Here is a 15,349-nt window from a genome sequence, read left to right as displayed (position 1 = left end):
CAAGTATGAGGTAAAATTTTATCCGCATAATTACGCAAGTTGGTGAAACTGCATTCTTGAGAATTCAGGAGTCAGGAGTCAGAAATCAGGAATCAGAATAAAAGCATTTTCCCTGCATTCCGGCTTCTGTTTTTCTCAATGGTTTTCTGCAAGTCAAATACCTGCAGTCTATCTACCTGAGTAATTACGTATCTGCAGAATTGAAAAAAAATCGCTCTCCCGTGTTCTCGCCAGGAAGAGCTCTTCCAAGTTCAAAAAGGAAAGGCATGGACACATAAACAGAATAAGCTATCTATATAGGCAGCTATATTTATAGTATAGTAAACAAGTGTGGCGATTGTCAAATTCTTACATCGGCTAATTATAAAATAAAGATAAAGTGGTGACAAGACTCTCCACCGGGGGATTCCTGCTCTCCTCATCGAAGGGAAATGAAAATACCGGCAAAGAGACGCAGGCAAAGGAACCGCCTGGGGTCCCGATTACGGTGTGACTCTCTCATCAGGTGGCTCATTATCCAGCCTGTACAACATCTTTTCGACAGCCATCATCCGCTTCTCGATATCGCTCACTAACCTTTCTCTGGGCAGAATGGAAAATTCAATTTTATTCATCGGGTTTGACTCTTTCGGCCCGGACATGACCGTATGGTTTGCATAGTTCGCATGCTGGTAATGTTCCAAAGTATTCATCAGCTTTCCCCCTCCACCTGACTGGTTAATACATACTCACACCTCACCCTTGATAACAATACTTATCGGAATATCGGCAGGATTTATTCGATTTTGAATTTCATGGTGAGTTATTTTTCAAGGTCACTGCGGAAAGGCTCTGCTGCGCTCTTATGTGAAGGGGATTGATTTTCAGTGATTGCTGATACTCTTCAATGGCCTGCCTGGTTTGACCTTTGGCCCGATAGGCCTCTCCCAGATAAAAATGAGCATCAGGATTCCGGGGCTGAATCTGAACCATCCGGCGGTATTCAGCAAGAGCGTTTTCAATTTGACCTGCCTGCATGTAGGTTGAGCCAAGGTAGTAATGAGCAGGCATATTGTTAGGGTCCCGGATGAGGACTTCCTGAAGGCTTTCCCTCCCCTGCTCAACCTGCCCCCCCTGCAAATACACGACAGCCAGATTCAACCGGGACTGGATATCCGAAGGATCATCGGCCAGTATCTTTTTATACTCAGCTACGGCCTTGTCTCCGGAACCGGCATTCAGGTAAGCTATTCCCAGGTTTATTCTGGCATCCTTGAATCGGGGATCAATCTTTAAGGAATTTTCAAACGACTCTCTGGCCAGATCAAAGGCTATGGCCGGATGGTCCTGCAGATTCGGAATCTTCTGATAAATTTTTTCCATTTCCTGGGGATCGATGGGAAATTGAGGGATATTTTCTTTCTGGTTGAGCAGGATACCCAGTTCCAGATAAACACAGCCCAGGTTATTGTAAATTTCAGCAATCGAAGGACTGCTTTTCAGGGCAGTCTGGAACTCCTCTATGGCCAGAGCGTAGTTCTTTTTCCTGCCATAGGCCAGTCCGAGGTTATTATGGGCCCGGATAAAGCCGGGCTTAAGTCTGATGCCTTCCTTCAATTGCTCGATAGCCTCATCATAGCGGTGGATATCAAGATATACCGTGGCCAGAAGGTTATAGTTTTCCGCACATCGGGGATACTTCTGAATAGCTGTCTTGTATTCCTCAATAGCCCGGTCGCTCATCCCCTTTATCTGATAGACAGAGGCCAGCCGGTTGTGGATATCCATATAGGAATCATCCATCCGGGCAACGGTAGTGAACTCCTCTAAAGCCAAATCGTAAAGTTTAACTTTACAATAGGTTGAGCCAAGTATCAGATGAGCGAAAATATTTTGCGGATCCTGGCTGATCAAAGCTTTGAACTCCCTGATCGCCTGGTTGGGATCCCGGGCCTCCAAAAATCCCATGCCGCGGTTTAAATAATCCATAAGCCCGATCTTATCCTTCGGGTCAGCCAGAGAGCCATCTTTTTTCTTGCCGGCGGGTGCAGTGGAAATATATCCCAGGCTCATTAACTTCTTCAGACGATCCTGATCCGGCACAGGGAGCGCATGATCACCTTGTGGTTCCGCTTTCCGGTCCCCTTTCATTTCGGGGGGGGCTATTGAAGATAGCATTGCCTTAAGCTTTGCTTCCATCTGATCCTGGGTGGCCGAAAGCTCCCTGATCCGGTTTTGCTTCTCCGCAGCGTCTTTCTGAAGATCGTAAAGCTCTGGTTTCGGGGCCTTGATGTATTTCCAATTACCGGCCCGGATTCCTGCCAGCGGGCTCCAGCCATGATTGTAATACGGCAAATAGGACTCGCAGTACAAAACCCGCTCTTCTTTATCCGGCTGGCCATTGATTAAATTCACCAGACTCTTCCCCTGCACTGAACCTGGACAGTCGATTCCCAGGATCTGTAAAACGGTTGGCATAAGGTCCAGGGTCCGGACCTGGGAGGAAACCGTTTTGGAGGAAGGAAGTGGACCACCCTTCAGTATCAGAGGCACCCGCAAGGTAGCATCGTAAATAAATACTCCGTGAGTCAGCTCATTGTGCTCTCCCAGGCTTTCACCATGGTCTGAGGTGAGAATGATCAGGGTCTTGTCGTCGAGCTTCTGCTCCCGCAGCTTATGGAATAAAACTCCAAGCCAGTGGTCGGTATAGGCGATTTCCCCATCGTAGGGGTTTTGGCGGTATTCTTCCAGAAAGGGAGATGGCGGACTGTAGGGTGAGTGGGGATCGAAATAGTGAAGCCAGATAAAAAAACGGGATTGACCGTTGTTCTCCAGCCACTTCACCGCCTCCCGGGTGATCTGCTCGGCGTTTTTTTCCTGATACAATTCCTCCTCATTGCTTGCCCCTTCGGAAAAATCATCATCATACCATTGAAATCCCTGATCTAATCCGTAATAAGAGTCCAGGACATAGGCTCCGATAAACGCTGCCGTCCGATACCCCTGGTCAGCCAGAACCTCTGCCAGCGTGAGTGCCTGAGCGTCAAGAATAAAATTCCCGTTATTGCGGACCCCATGAAAAGGAGGATAGGTTCCGGTGAAGATGGAAACATGAGAGGGAAGGGTAACCGGAACCGGAGTGAAGCTCTGCTGGAACACTGTTCCCTGCCGGGCCAGGGTGTCGATATTGGGAGTCTTTACTCCCTGATATCCGTAACACCCAAGATGATCGGCTCGTAAGGTATCAATGGTAATCACCAGAACATTGAGATGCGGGGGGACCGCCGGATCGGCACCTGCTGCCCAGGACATGCCTCCCGCGGCCATGACTGCCATGAGGAAAAAAACAGGAAAAACAATAAGCCTGCTCCAGTCCGGAAATGGAGCCGATCCTCCTCGATCAGGATTAATCTTCATGCTCACTTCTATCCCTTTCTGTTATCTTGACGGTTTTAACCTGACATCAGCGGGGAGAAACGATAGTTTTTTTCTGCTATTTCTCTGATCGGCTCCAGGTCGGCCGATAATAGTCAAAAAATAAAAAATTCGCCTTTCCGGGTTTAATATTCAATGCCCGAAAAGGCGATATGTGAAAAGCACGATGATCGTTAGATCTTTTTTATGATTTACTTACTTATGAGCTTAGATACCCAGGGCCAGCAGTGTTGTCGTAGAGGTGCCTCCCAGCAGTAAAGCTGTCGTGGTCCCAATGGTAGAAGTCGTCGTAGGATAGGTTGTGGTAGGTGTAGTAGAAGACAGCAGCAAAGCAGTAGTCGGGGAAATCGATCCGCCCAGCAGCAGAGCAGTGGTGGTCCCAACGGTCGTGGTTGGAACCGTGGTAGTGGGGACAGTGTAGGTCGGCAGAAGCGTGCTGGTGGTTGTAGTCGTCGGCAAAAGTGTGGTAGTAGTTGTAGTCGTTGGCAAAAGGCCCAGGAGTGCCAGGGTAGTGAGCAGAGCGTGGGGACCGCGATATCCATAGGGCACGACAGTGGCTGACGAAGGCACTGGATAATATCCGAAACCCGGAGGCACCGGACTATAGCCATACCCATAGAAGGGAGGCACGATAGGTGGATAAAATTGGGCTTGAGCTGCACTCGTTAAGGCCACTAACACCAAAATCATCAAACCAAAGGTTAACCAGTTCTTTTTCATTGAATTCATTTCATACTCCCTTGAAAAATAAAACATTCTCTCATACATCTGAGGATAATCAAGATAATTACTGAATGAGCTTTATAAAAGCCCGCTGCTGAGGAAAATTTACTGCTTGTAAATATCCAATTTACGAAATAGAATCCTCACCTCCCTTAATTTCAGGTGATCATCGTGGTTTTCCAATTATCAATCCAGTGGCGGAATAAGTACACGAGGCAGAAGAAGTGGATGTCAAAAGTACTATGCATTAAAAGACGGAGTACATCGCTGAGGGATTACTGTCAATTAAAAATTTTTTTTCTGTTCCTCTCATTGGTTGTGGTAATCTAAATGGTTCTCTCGCTAAATAAGTAATCAGGCATTTAGTATTACAACGAGACTTTTTCCTTTCCCCTTCACATAAGAGGAGTGGTTAGAGGACTCCCTTGGTTTTATTCACCCCCACCTAACCTCCCCCTCAAGGGGGAGGGATTGAAGTTACTCCTCAAGGGGCAGGGAAGTCCCTCCCGATAGCAGGGAAGTCCCTCTGGCAGCAGGGAGCCCATACGGCAGCAGGGAAGCCCCCTCTGTGGCAAGTGAGGCGTCTTCTAACTCCTCCCCCTTAAGATGTCCTCCATACTCCTCCCCCTTGAGGGGGGAGGCTGGGTGGGGGTGATGTATTATGACCATTCCTCTTTCATTAATTGAAAGTCTCGTTGTAATATTAGAGCCTGTCCGAAAAGTCCTGCTGCATGGAAGACGATCCAGGCGCAAGCGAAGTCTACCATAGCCAAATAATTGTCAACTTCTTTCTCCCAACGGATAAGTAATCGCCGAAAGCGATTGAGCCATGAGCCATGAGTGAGTACGTTCAACTACCCATCGTCTTGCCCGATAGTTGGGGATTTCCCTCTTTTGTTTTGATTCTTCCCCCCGAGCCCGCACATTGAGGAATATATCCCCTGGCTATAAGAATATCCCGTATATCTTGGGTTATCTTCTGTGGGCTTTGGAGGCTCAATAACATCAGCCTCCAGGGTTGGGAGCATCATTTTCTTATCATCTCGATTGGCCCCATCTACCGCCACTCCTATCTCCCACTCCTGGAATCGATCATGCACCGTGCTGGCTGCCCCAAGACATCGAGGCAGTGCTTTCCATTGACATATTGATTTATCCTCATCTAGTGTATCATACTTCCCGTTATTTTTCGGCTCTTAACCAGGCAGAGTGGATCACCCTCGAACCTGGAGAGGAAATGTTGCCGAGTGGTGCCAGGACTGGTATGCCCCTTACCCCGACGGCCCGGCTACGGACCCCCAAAGGACCACCAGAAGGCACGGAGCGCGTAATGCGCGGCGGCCACTGGGCAACTGATGCCCGGGGATGCTGCTCCGCCAGACGCTGGAGCCTCCTGCCCGATGCTGCTTCTGAAGCGGCCGGGTTTCGACTGGTTGTGAGGAGGCGGTAGAGAGGCCAGGTCAATAGGGCTTCGCTAATTACGTATGCCTTTGAAAGTATGTTTTGGTCCTATTGCATAGAGTGAGTCGTTGATTGCAGAAATTCCTGAAGCTGAGCAAGTGGGATCAGGCATTGAATTCAGTATTTCCCATGAATCAGACTGTGGATTGTAACTATACGCTGTATTCCCTGGCCCAAGAACATAGATTATTCCATTGAGCACTGGAGAACCAGAGCTGCCTAACCAATGTTGCGGACTGGGCATTGGTGCTAAACCAGTAGACCAGGTATCAGTTTGGGGATCATATATTTCAACCACATCCAAAGGTTGTTGTTGCGCTGGCTGTCCACCCTGGCCTCCAATCACATAGAGCTTTCCATCATATACCCCAGTAATCCCATGATTCCTTGGAGTTGGCATAGGACTCTTCGAAGACCAACCAGTTTCTTCAGAATATTCGAAAACAAGGTTATTATAAATTCCCCTCCATCCTCCAAAAACGTATATTTTGTTGTTTATGGTTGCTGAAAATTGACCGATAGGGCACTGAGGAATTGATGGGCCGGTTTGCCAGGTATTGGTATCTGGTTCGTAAACGAAATGATCACCTTTATAAGAGCCATTCTCCCACCCGCCTATGGCATGGATCTTTCTATTTATAACACCGCAAAATAATAACGACCTTGGTTTTGGTAAAGGTGCTAAGGTTCCACCATGATCGGTGTCCGATTGCCAGGTATCAGTTGCCGGATTGTACCTTTGGACAGTGCTCGTGCTCGACGCGGAGCTATCGCCGCCAATGATGTAAATAACTCCATCTACCACTGCATAACCAAAAGCACTAACGGGATTGGGCATAGGAGTCTTTTCAGTCCAGGTAACCTTATCCGGCTTAGCCCATACTTCATCTGACATATCACTTTCTCCCGAACTATTTTTCGCTGTGACTCTGTAATAGTAAGTCGTGCCGTTTATAAGGCCAGTGTGAGTGTACGAGGTGGCAGTAATATCGTCAATCTTGCCCTCATAGTTGGTCTTTGATACTCCAGGACTTTTCGACCAGTAAATAGCGTATGATACAGGGATAGGATGAGGGTTATTATATACCTCCAGCTCATAAATCCAACCATGATCCATATCGCAGTTGTTTAAGGTAAGCCTCACCTTATCCGATGTTACGGGATCGAACAGATTTACGGTAGGCGTTGACCAGCACAATTCTGGAAATGGCAGATAGTCATGTCCCCTGCCGGTTGAAAATACATCTATCCAGTTTGTTCCATCCCAGTATTGGATTTTGTAGGTATTGGGTAAATGTCCACAACCGTGATGCCATACTGCAACTCTGTTAAATGTCTTGGGTTCTCCGAAGTTTATTGTTGCCTGCCTCCATCCACAAGGTCCTCCCCAACTCGATGTCCCACCGGTGAACGCCAGTCCCCCCTGCCATTGCCCCTCATACCATCGCAAACCATCGATCATTTGCCAAGGCCAGCTACCGCCACCCCACCCTGGATCTGACTCCGATGGATCAGGATATCCACTCCCGGCAGGATTGTAAGCAATGTTTTCCGGAGGGCTATTTATTTCATATTTTATTTCAACCGGCTGCCAACTTATAGTTACCTTTGCATCTCCTGCTGTGGCACTTACCTGCGTGGGTGCAGAAGGATGAGCAATATTCCCTGATTTAAGGGCTGCAGTATGACAATATCCGGCTGCAATTGATATCCATTGAGCATCAGTCCCTATTTGGACAGGGGTATTCTTATCAATATATGTGCCATTTCCTAATTTGCCATTACCATTACTCCCCCAAGCCCATAAAGTCCCATTTGATTTTAGAGCTGTAGTATAAAACCATCCTGCTGCAATTGATACCCAATTGTTATCGGTCCCTATCCGAACGGGGATATTCTTCCCGATATTGGTGCCATCTCCTAATTCGCCGCTACCATTACTTCCCCAGGCCCATAAGGTCCCATCTGATTTCAGAGCTATGGTGTGAAAGCCCCCTTCTGCAATCGATACCCATTTGTTATCGGTCCCTATCCGAACAGGGGTATTCTTATCAATATTGGTACCATCTCCTAATTGACCCTCCTCGTTCCTTCCCCAGGCCCATAAGGTTCCGTCTGATTTCAGGGCTACCGTGTGTTTGCCTCCGGCTGCAATTGCTATCCATTCGTTATCGGTCCCTATCCGAACAGGGGTATTTTTATCAATATTGGTGCCATCTCCTAATTGGCCTACATCGTTCCTTCCCCAGGCCCACAAGGTTCCATCTGATTTCAGGGCTAGCGAATTACCCCATCCTGCTGCGATTGCTGCCCATTGGTTATCAGTCCCAATCTGAACAGGAGTATTCTTATCACTATTGGTGCCATCTCCTAACTGGCCTGCATCGTTCCTTCCCCAAGCCCATAAGGTCCCATCTGATTTCAGGGCTAGGGTATGATGGGATTCGCTATTTGCTGAAATTGATACCCATTGGTTATCAGTCCCGATCTGGACAGGGATATTCTTATCACTATTGGTGCCATCTCCTAATTGGCCTACATCGTTCCTTCCCCAGGCCCACAAGGTTCCATCTGATTTAAGGGCTACCGTGTGAGCCCATCCTGCTGCGATTGATACCCATTGGTTATCAGTCCCGATCTGGACAGGGGTATTCTTATCAGTATTGGCACCATCTCCTAATTGACCCTCCTCGTTCCATCCCCAGGCCCATAGGGTCCTGCCTGATTGGAGAGGAACGGTAGTGAAACTCCCGATATAATTTGAGGCCATAGAGTTGCCAGCCCTGTCCTCCACCCCATTGGTTATAGTTACTGTATAGGCTGTCGAGGGAGAAAAGCTGCCGCCAGCCGGTATGAAGGATGCGGTCTTGCTGTCAGCATCATAGGTCACTATGCCTCTTATCAGGGTTGAGCCACTGACCAGGGTAAAAGTTGTGGTATTCACTGAGGGTGGAGCCACGTCCTCGTTGAAAGTGACTGTTATACGTTGGGTAAGAGGAACATCAATGGCTCCATTCAGGGGAACTGAAGAGATAACTACTGGTGGAGTTTTATCAGTGCCTTTATATGACATAGAGACTACCCCTGCATTTGTGCTCTGCCCAGCCATAACGGAAATGCCCGTTCTCTCCCCCTCCCACACAACAGCGCCAGTAATGGTGCCTTCAATCCTGACCCGAAGGCCAGTTCCTGAAGGCACATTGGAGATTGTGCCTTGTCCAGCAGAACAGGGCCAGTTTCTGGAAGCGACTTCTTTACCTGCTGCGTTATAAACATAAGCATTGATATACTCTATTCCATAGCTTTCACAACAATCACCGCCCGGCGCTGCTTTGGTCCGAATGGCAGGGAATTGACCAATGACAGGAGACTGTTCAGGACGCTCCCAGGTGAGGCTAAAGCCTATCGAGCCTGTGTTATGACCAGTATCTTCAGAGTAATTACTACCACAGGCTGAAAGGAGAATAAGCAGCGCACACAATGCACCATAGATACCTACTATACGACCTATTGGTAAATCACGATGAATCCTCGTGTCAGGGCACTTCATAGTCTCTTCCTTTACTTGCTCTTATATACCAATCCTGGCCTGGCCTGGATCAAAAGTCTTTTTAAGACCTGGTTCTATCCCAGGGTTATTGTTCATTCCATTGAACGGTTATCTCTCCTTCCCCCTGTTGCGATGACTTTCCACTATTGCCATCACCCCCGCCACTCGCTGCTGCGGCAATAGCGCCGGTAATCAGAACCCCGGCCCCGATCCAGACCCATTTACTTGTTTTCTTCTTCTCTTTCTTTTTCCCCTCTATTGTGGTCTCAACAGGTATTTCGATTTCAGGCGGGGCAAGGAATTCAGGATCATGCTCTGTTATACCCAACGCTTTATCACTTTCTGAAGAGGGTGGATTTTGCATTGCACGGCTTATCTGAGGAAAATGCAGGCCAACGATTGAAGCAATGGCCACTAATCCGACGGTTTTTCTGAAAAGGTTCATCTAACACCTCCTGATAAACGAGGATACTGAATTTAACCAGTGGACAGGAATATCGAACTTGATTAATTGGACATCCTCCTGCTGCTTTTCCTGATTTGATATGACACTAATTGTTCCGCTCTCTGGCTAAAGGGGATATCAACAATTTCCCCGATCAGATCGCTCATAAGTGCTGCCTTGCCGTTGTAGAGGCCGAAAATGCCTTCCTGGTACTGGTCATTGTTGATGAGATGGAAGGGCTGTTTGAGCGCCAGGACATAGAATGACTCTCTGACAGTTTCCCTGCCCTCCGGCACATGTACTTTGAGAGTTATGCCCTTTTTTATGTCATTCTGATCGGGAAAAAGAAAGGGCTGACCGGCTTTGAGCAGGACATCCCGTTTGAACCGGTTGGGGATAAGCCTGAGAATTTTATCATCCTCAAAGAGATTGAAAACCGCAAGGCAGCAGTCCCGTGTCGCTTTGATGGTGATCACCATCTCCTCGCCCTCGGTGAAGCTGGACTTGTTGAGTGATACCTCCAGCCTGAAATCGGGATCCTGGCCTGTTGTTTCCTCGGCAACCCGTGCCTTTATCCTGACTCTGTACACCTGACTACCTTCCTTATTCCCATCGCCCTTGTGCACGTCTTCGACGCCCTCTTCGATTATTGTCTGCTCAATTACCCTGCCGTAGGGTATGGCGCCAAGTATACTGCCTGAGAGTCTGAGATTAACGATCAGGGTCTGGGCTGAAACATTGGCAGCTACGGCTTTCTCGCGGGCTTTATGGAGGGCATCTTCCAGGGCCAGTTTTCTGGCCTCTTCTTTGCCGGTATTTTTCAGGGGGGCTGTGCCTTCAGCGGTAATCCAGGTGACATCTTGGGCCGTAAGCACGGAAGGGATGACTATGCAGTATAGCAGGATAACAATAATCCATACTTCAGGTCTAGTTGTAATCCTGATTTTACTCTTCCTGCCTGACATCTTACGTTCGCCTGCTCAACGGTCATGCGGGTTTCCCGATGGAAAAGATGTGACGTTTACCGATGTTCCCCATGTTCCTTTTCTCCATGAGGATGGTGAAGATAACCATCACCCCCACCCAGACTCCCCCATCAAGGGGGAGGAGTTGAGGAGAGGCTCCCATACAAGATGGGGAACATCTGTGATAATTCCGAGGGCCTGGTTTCTCCAAAGTTACTTCAGTACCCTGCTGATAGCTGCATCTTTGAGTATTTCCAGAGGAGGAGCGATAGCAGGGACTTGATCCGCGCCCATTCGGTGTGAAACCCGTGAGACATGACTTTTTACATAATTCAAGACTTCTTTCACACTAACCCAGTGATCATCATTTTCATCCGCTTCACCCCGCAGTGCCCGCAGGAGGAAATAGGTGAAAAGCCCATGTTTTGTTTCAGGATAGGCATTACTGACCTGTCCTGATTGCGAGGCACTGAGAGCCACGACAGCTTCAGATTGAAGCGGTACATCCTTGACATGGATGAGGGCTGGCCTGAGCCCTTTTACCAGCATGCCAGCAGCCCGGGAAGCCACGCCGCTGAAGCATGAGTCGAGAAACACGTAAACCTTTTTTACCTTCAGGTTATCCAGGTCTTGATAGAAGGTTTTCAGGCTATAACCTGTCTGTGCCAGAAACTGAGTATCGCCATCGTGAGGAACCAGGAAGGGATCGCCCTGTTCGATGTCCGGGGCACCATGTCCCGCAAAGTAGACGTACAGTGTGGTCTCTTTATCAACATTATTGGGGATATACTTTCTGAGATAACCCTCTATTCTGGCTTTGGTTGCATCGCCGTCTATGAGAAAAATGATATTTTCTTCCGGAACTCCCAAAATCTTCATATAATAATCCCTTACAATCAGGGCATCTTTTTTGGCATATTCCACTTTGGGTAAATGAGCATAATCTTCTATGCCGATGATGAGGCCCCAATCCCTGGGATAGGGCTTCACGGAAAGGTCCTTGGGCAGTTGAATGAGGTCTGCCGCCTCTGCCGGTGCCTGCAGCGAAAAGGGTGCAGACCCTATGAGGGCATCATCACAGAAGACCTTTACCACCCACTGCCCCTGGCAGGTTTGCGCCTTGTCACCATGAACAGATAACTTATGCCATGCACTCGCCTGGGGAAGATACCTTCCTTTGGAAGCCCCGACGGGGAAATTACGAGAAGCGCAATAGAGACTGCCGTCCGGATTATACCACTCCCATCGCAACTGGTGTTTCCCGGTGAGGTTTTCAATCTTGAGGTGGGCAATAACCTGAGCGTCTTCAGCCGAAAATGTGCTCGATGGTTCCACAGGGGTACTTGTTGAGCCGCTGGTATCCACGCCTTTAGATAGTGTCGGTCCAACAAATCTGAGCGGCAGCTTTTTTTGCGACTGCTTGAGCGAAGAACTGCATGAAAGAATAAAGGCGCAAAAGAATAGACAGATATGATATGCTTTTGGCGTTTTATTTAACACTTAAATCAACTCCTTACAGCCATTAACCTGTGATATTGAATTGAATAGATACGGGATATAAAGGTTACTATAAACCCGGAAAATCGATAAATTATCCATATAGCACATATAGTATAACATAACATAATCAAATTTTCAATATGGATTACCTTGACAATGTTAACTTACTCATACCATTTCTCACCTGAAATTGAGCATAAACCGGCCAAGGGAGTCAGAAGTCAGGAGAAACGAAAGCCTTATTCTGAATTCTGACTCCTGACTCCTGAATTCTGAATTCTCTACTTATGCTGCAGTTGAATGTCGAAATGGTATCAGATTGCCTTCTCTTCGCACTCGCTCCCTCTTACTCCTCTCCGTCATAGCGGACCACGCCGACCACATAATCCTGGTCATTGACAGCCAGTTTGGCATTGCTGGCCACCAGCCTGATATCCATCAGCTTGCCGTCGCAGTAGAAGGCGCTGAGTTTGAGCCGGGCTCCATGCTGGGTGATTACCCGGTCATCATCGGGGTCAAGGGCGGTGAAGCTGACTCTGGGCGAGTCGATTATCTCCTGGATGATGAATTTAACCCTGCTTTTCATCAGGCTTCGCAGCAGCTCCTGGACCTCCTTCCTGCTCATCTCGGAGAGCACCCGCAGGGATTGGGCTCCCGAAGAAGTTGTCGATGTGCCGCTTTCCTTGATGACAAATTGCCGCTCCTGGGCTGGAATGTCTCCCAGCCGGAGAATCGGCACTTTTTCTCCCCCGGGCAGCTCCACCTGCTGTCCTTCGCGGACCAGCCAGGTCCGGGGGATGGTGGTGCGCAGTACCTGGTCATGCTCTTCTCCCAGCTCAGCGCGCCAGATACTTCGCATTCCTTCCTCCCAGAAAATGGCCATCCAGTCCTTTTCATCCAGAAACTGCTTGCAGGTGTTCACATCGACAACCGCACCGGACAGATAGGCATCGAGAATGGCGGCCATGCCAGGGTGCTGCAGCTCGGCAATTTCATAGATATCGATAAACCGGTCCATAAGGTGAATCGGTATGGGGTCGCCGGAGCGCTGGTAAAGGAGCAGCCTCTGGCCGTCAAACCGAAGATGGGGCAGGTTCTCACCGGTCAGGACCACAACCGGAATACCCTCCCGCCGGAGCATTGAGGCAAAGGCCCTGGCGTCATCGGGAAGATCCAGGAAAAAGGGGTGGGGGGCAGTGACCATAGCCAGAGTTTTGTCCGGCCAGTAGGTTTTGACAAAGTCCGCATAGGATCTGATCAGCCCGCGGTGATGATTGAGGCCATACTCCTCGGCCATGATAGCGGTATCAGCCCGTGATCCGACGGTAATTTCAAGCTCCACGAATTTCGGCTGCCACCTGCGGTCAAGGACTACATCGGGCCGGGGCATTCTGGGGAGGGCTTGGATTTGTGCCCGGTTGAGCAGCCGGTAATGCGGGGAAATTTTCTTCTCCAGGCGCTTTTGGATCCACGGCTCACGGTAGAACAGGTCATTGGCCTTCTGAAAAAAGCGGTTTAAGGCTTCTCCGCCCCGGCGAAGCCCGGTGATCGTTTCATCCGGCAGCTCAAAGGCATCCTCAGCCACCCACCAGCTCAAAAGCTCGCCCGGATTATAGCGGGTCAGTTTTTCATCAAGCCCCCGCTTTACCTCAAGCAGCCGGTCGCGCTCAGGTGATGACTCAGTTGAAACAATGGTTTCAGCCTTTTGTGGACCGAAAGCAAGCCTCATATCTCTTCCTCCTGACAGTTACTTGTCTTCTCCTGACATCTGCTCCTTTTTTCCTGACATGTGCTCTTCGCCCGGCGACTCATGATTTCCTCGTCCTGACAACCGCTCCTTTGGCTGTGGACAAGGAACGGAATGGCCGCAAGACCGAAAAAGGTAAAGAGCACCAGAGCGAGGTCCGGAACCGGCAGGCCGAAGAGCCCTTTGGGGACCTTTGGTCTGGTCGATGCTCCGCCGGAGAAAGCCTCCATAAGGTCCGGTGTGGCTTCACGCAGTTCCCGGCTGTGCTTGCCAAGGAGCAGGGCAAAGGCTCCGATGCCTGCCGAATTTGCCAGTTCGGTTGCCTGGTTGGTGATCGATCCGGCTGTAGCGCGGCATGATGAGGGGATCAGGGATTGGAGCCGTGCATCCGCAACCGGGTCCCACAGGTCATCGACAATGCTGAAAATCAGGTAGAGCCCGACCACCAGCAAAAGCCCTGGCCGGGCAAAAAAAAGCGATACCACGCCGGCTGGAACCAGCACAAAGAGCACCAGGCTGGCTGTTGATCCAAGCCATTGGGAAATAGCCACACCCCAGAGCGGCACAACCATGCCGGTAAGGTCTCCGATAACGCCAAGGGGGGCAAGACCCCGCGCATCCAGCCCCTTGGTCAGGAGTGAAATCTCAAAGGCTTCGCCGGTGATCGAGCCGGCAAAGGAGGTTACACACAGGGCCAGAAAGAATGAAAAAAGGGGCCGGAACTGAAAGATGGCAGAAAATCCCTGCCTGGCCCGGTCGAGAAAAGGTGCCATTTCAAGCTCATCAGCCTCGTCCTGGTCATAGTCCGGTTGATCACCTTCGGGCTGATGTTCGGGTATGGTCAGGGAGATGGCGACCGAGATGAGCTGGCCGCAAGCTGCGATGTACCATAAAAAGTTCAGGGTGCTCCGGTCCACTCTGCTGACCAGAAGGAGCAGCAGCGAGAGGCTTCCGGCAATAACTCCGCCAAGAGAGCTGAAAGACCTGATTCTGGCAAAGTATTGCTCCATCAAATCTTCCCTTCCGGCACTGGCCAGATTATCCACTACCCAGGCATCTTCGGCACCTGAGACCAGGGTCTGCCCGATTCCCTCCAGAAAAAAACAGGCGCAGACCATATATAACTGAGCCGGGCCGCGGAATGATACAGCCAGGGGAATGATCACCCAGGAGATGGCACTCAACAGATCCCCGCTGATCACCGAAAGCTTTCTGCCCCACCGGTCAGCCACGATGCCGGTTGGGATTTCCATCAGCCAGACGGTGACCGTTTCTACCAGGGTTGGAAGAATGGCCCATTCCGGCCATTCCATGACCAGATAGAGATAAATGAACTGGAACGGGAAAATAACATTCATTGCCTCGCTCAGGCTGCTGGCAAGGTAAAAGCGGCCAACCAGCGTCCGCTCTTCCCTGCCCGGCCAGAAAAGTTGCCTATTGGCCACCCTTGTTCCTCCTCAGAAAATCAGCCACGGTTATAAGCCATCCCCTGAATAAGTCACTCATTTGTTTTTCTCTGTGCCTCTGTGTCTCTGTGGTGTCTT

At 49.5% G+C, this 15,349-nt stretch carries 11 protein-coding genes and 1 pseudogene; 1 reads left to right on the top strand and 11 read right to left on the bottom strand.

Annotation, left to right across the window (positions count from 1 at the left end):
- Positions 1–482: 482 nt before the first annotated feature.
- From AB1611_02730 to AB1611_02710, 5 genes and pseudogenes are all read right to left on the bottom strand, one after another.
- Positions 483–692 (bottom strand): hypothetical protein, encoded by a 210-nt coding sequence (locus AB1611_02730; protein ID MEW6378505.1) that lies wholly within the window; start codon positions 690–692, stop codon positions 483–485.
- A 100-nt stretch (positions 693–792) separates the two neighbouring features.
- Positions 793–3,396 carry a tetratricopeptide repeat protein gene (locus tag AB1611_02725; protein MEW6378504.1) on the bottom strand — a complete coding sequence of 868 codons (2,604 nt, stop codon included), beginning with the start codon at positions 3,394–3,396 and terminating at the stop codon, positions 793–795.
- 225 nt (positions 3,397–3,621) lie between these two features.
- Positions 3,622–4,143 carry a hypothetical protein gene (locus AB1611_02720; GenBank protein ID MEW6378503.1) on the bottom strand — a complete coding sequence of 174 codons (522 nt, stop codon included), beginning with the start codon at positions 4,141–4,143 and terminating at the stop codon, positions 3,622–3,624.
- 471 nt (positions 4,144–4,614) lie between these two features.
- A complete protein-coding gene (locus tag AB1611_02715; GenBank protein ID MEW6378502.1) occupies positions 4,615–4,806 on the bottom strand; it encodes a hypothetical protein in 192 nt (63 codons plus the stop codon).
- Positions 4,797–5,282, bottom strand: a pseudogene (locus AB1611_02710) (hypothetical protein). The gene AB1611_02715 and the pseudogene AB1611_02710 overlap by 10 nt, the downstream one beginning before the upstream one ends.
- A 92-nt stretch (positions 5,283–5,374) precedes the next feature.
- On the opposite strand from AB1611_02710, the gene AB1611_02705 reads away from it, so the two are divergent.
- The gene (locus AB1611_02705) at positions 5,375–5,587 is read left to right on the top strand and encodes a hypothetical protein (GenBank protein MEW6378501.1); all 213 of its coding nucleotides are present in this window, start codon (positions 5,375–5,377) and stop codon (positions 5,585–5,587) included.
- Between the two features lie 24 nt (positions 5,588–5,611).
- Here the strand turns inward: AB1611_02705 and AB1611_02700 are convergent, their stop codons facing one another.
- The 6 genes from AB1611_02700 to AB1611_02675 all read right to left on the bottom strand — a co-directional run bounded on the left by AB1611_02700 (position 5,612) and on the right by AB1611_02675 (position 15,250).
- Positions 5,612–9,148: an Ig-like domain-containing protein gene (locus AB1611_02700; GenBank protein ID MEW6378500.1), complete on the bottom strand. Its 3,537-nt coding sequence runs from the start codon at positions 9,146–9,148 to the stop codon at positions 5,612–5,614.
- Positions 9,149–9,233: 85 nt separating this feature from the next.
- On the bottom strand, positions 9,234–9,593 hold the full coding sequence (locus AB1611_02695) for a hypothetical protein (GenBank protein ID MEW6378499.1): 360 nt from the start codon (positions 9,591–9,593) through the stop codon (positions 9,234–9,236).
- A gap of 62 nt (positions 9,594–9,655) precedes the next feature.
- Positions 9,656–10,558, bottom strand: a complete 903-nt coding sequence (locus tag AB1611_02690; protein ID MEW6378498.1) for a DUF4384 domain-containing protein — start codon at positions 10,556–10,558, stop codon at positions 9,656–9,658.
- Between the two features lie 213 nt (positions 10,559–10,771).
- Complete coding sequence (locus tag AB1611_02685; protein ID MEW6378497.1) at positions 10,772–11,923, bottom strand: caspase family protein; 1,152 nt, start codon at positions 11,921–11,923, stop codon at positions 10,772–10,774.
- Between the two features lie 481 nt (positions 11,924–12,404).
- Positions 12,405–13,787, bottom strand: coding sequence for a hypothetical protein (locus AB1611_02680; protein MEW6378496.1), 1,383 nt, complete (start codon positions 13,785–13,787; stop codon positions 12,405–12,407).
- On the bottom strand, positions 13,784–15,250 hold the full coding sequence (locus AB1611_02675) for an MFS transporter (protein MEW6378495.1): 1,467 nt from the start codon (positions 15,248–15,250) through the stop codon (positions 13,784–13,786). Before AB1611_02675 ends, AB1611_02680 begins: the two co-directional genes overlap by 4 nt.
- Between the last annotated feature and the right edge of the window lie 99 nt (positions 15,251–15,349).

It is taken from the genome of bacterium, from assembly GCA_040755755.1.
In the GTDB taxonomy this organism is placed as follows: domain Bacteria; phylum SZUA-182; class SZUA-182; order DTGQ01; family DTGQ01; genus DTGQ01.
This window is presented reverse-complemented; position numbering and strand designations above follow the sequence as displayed.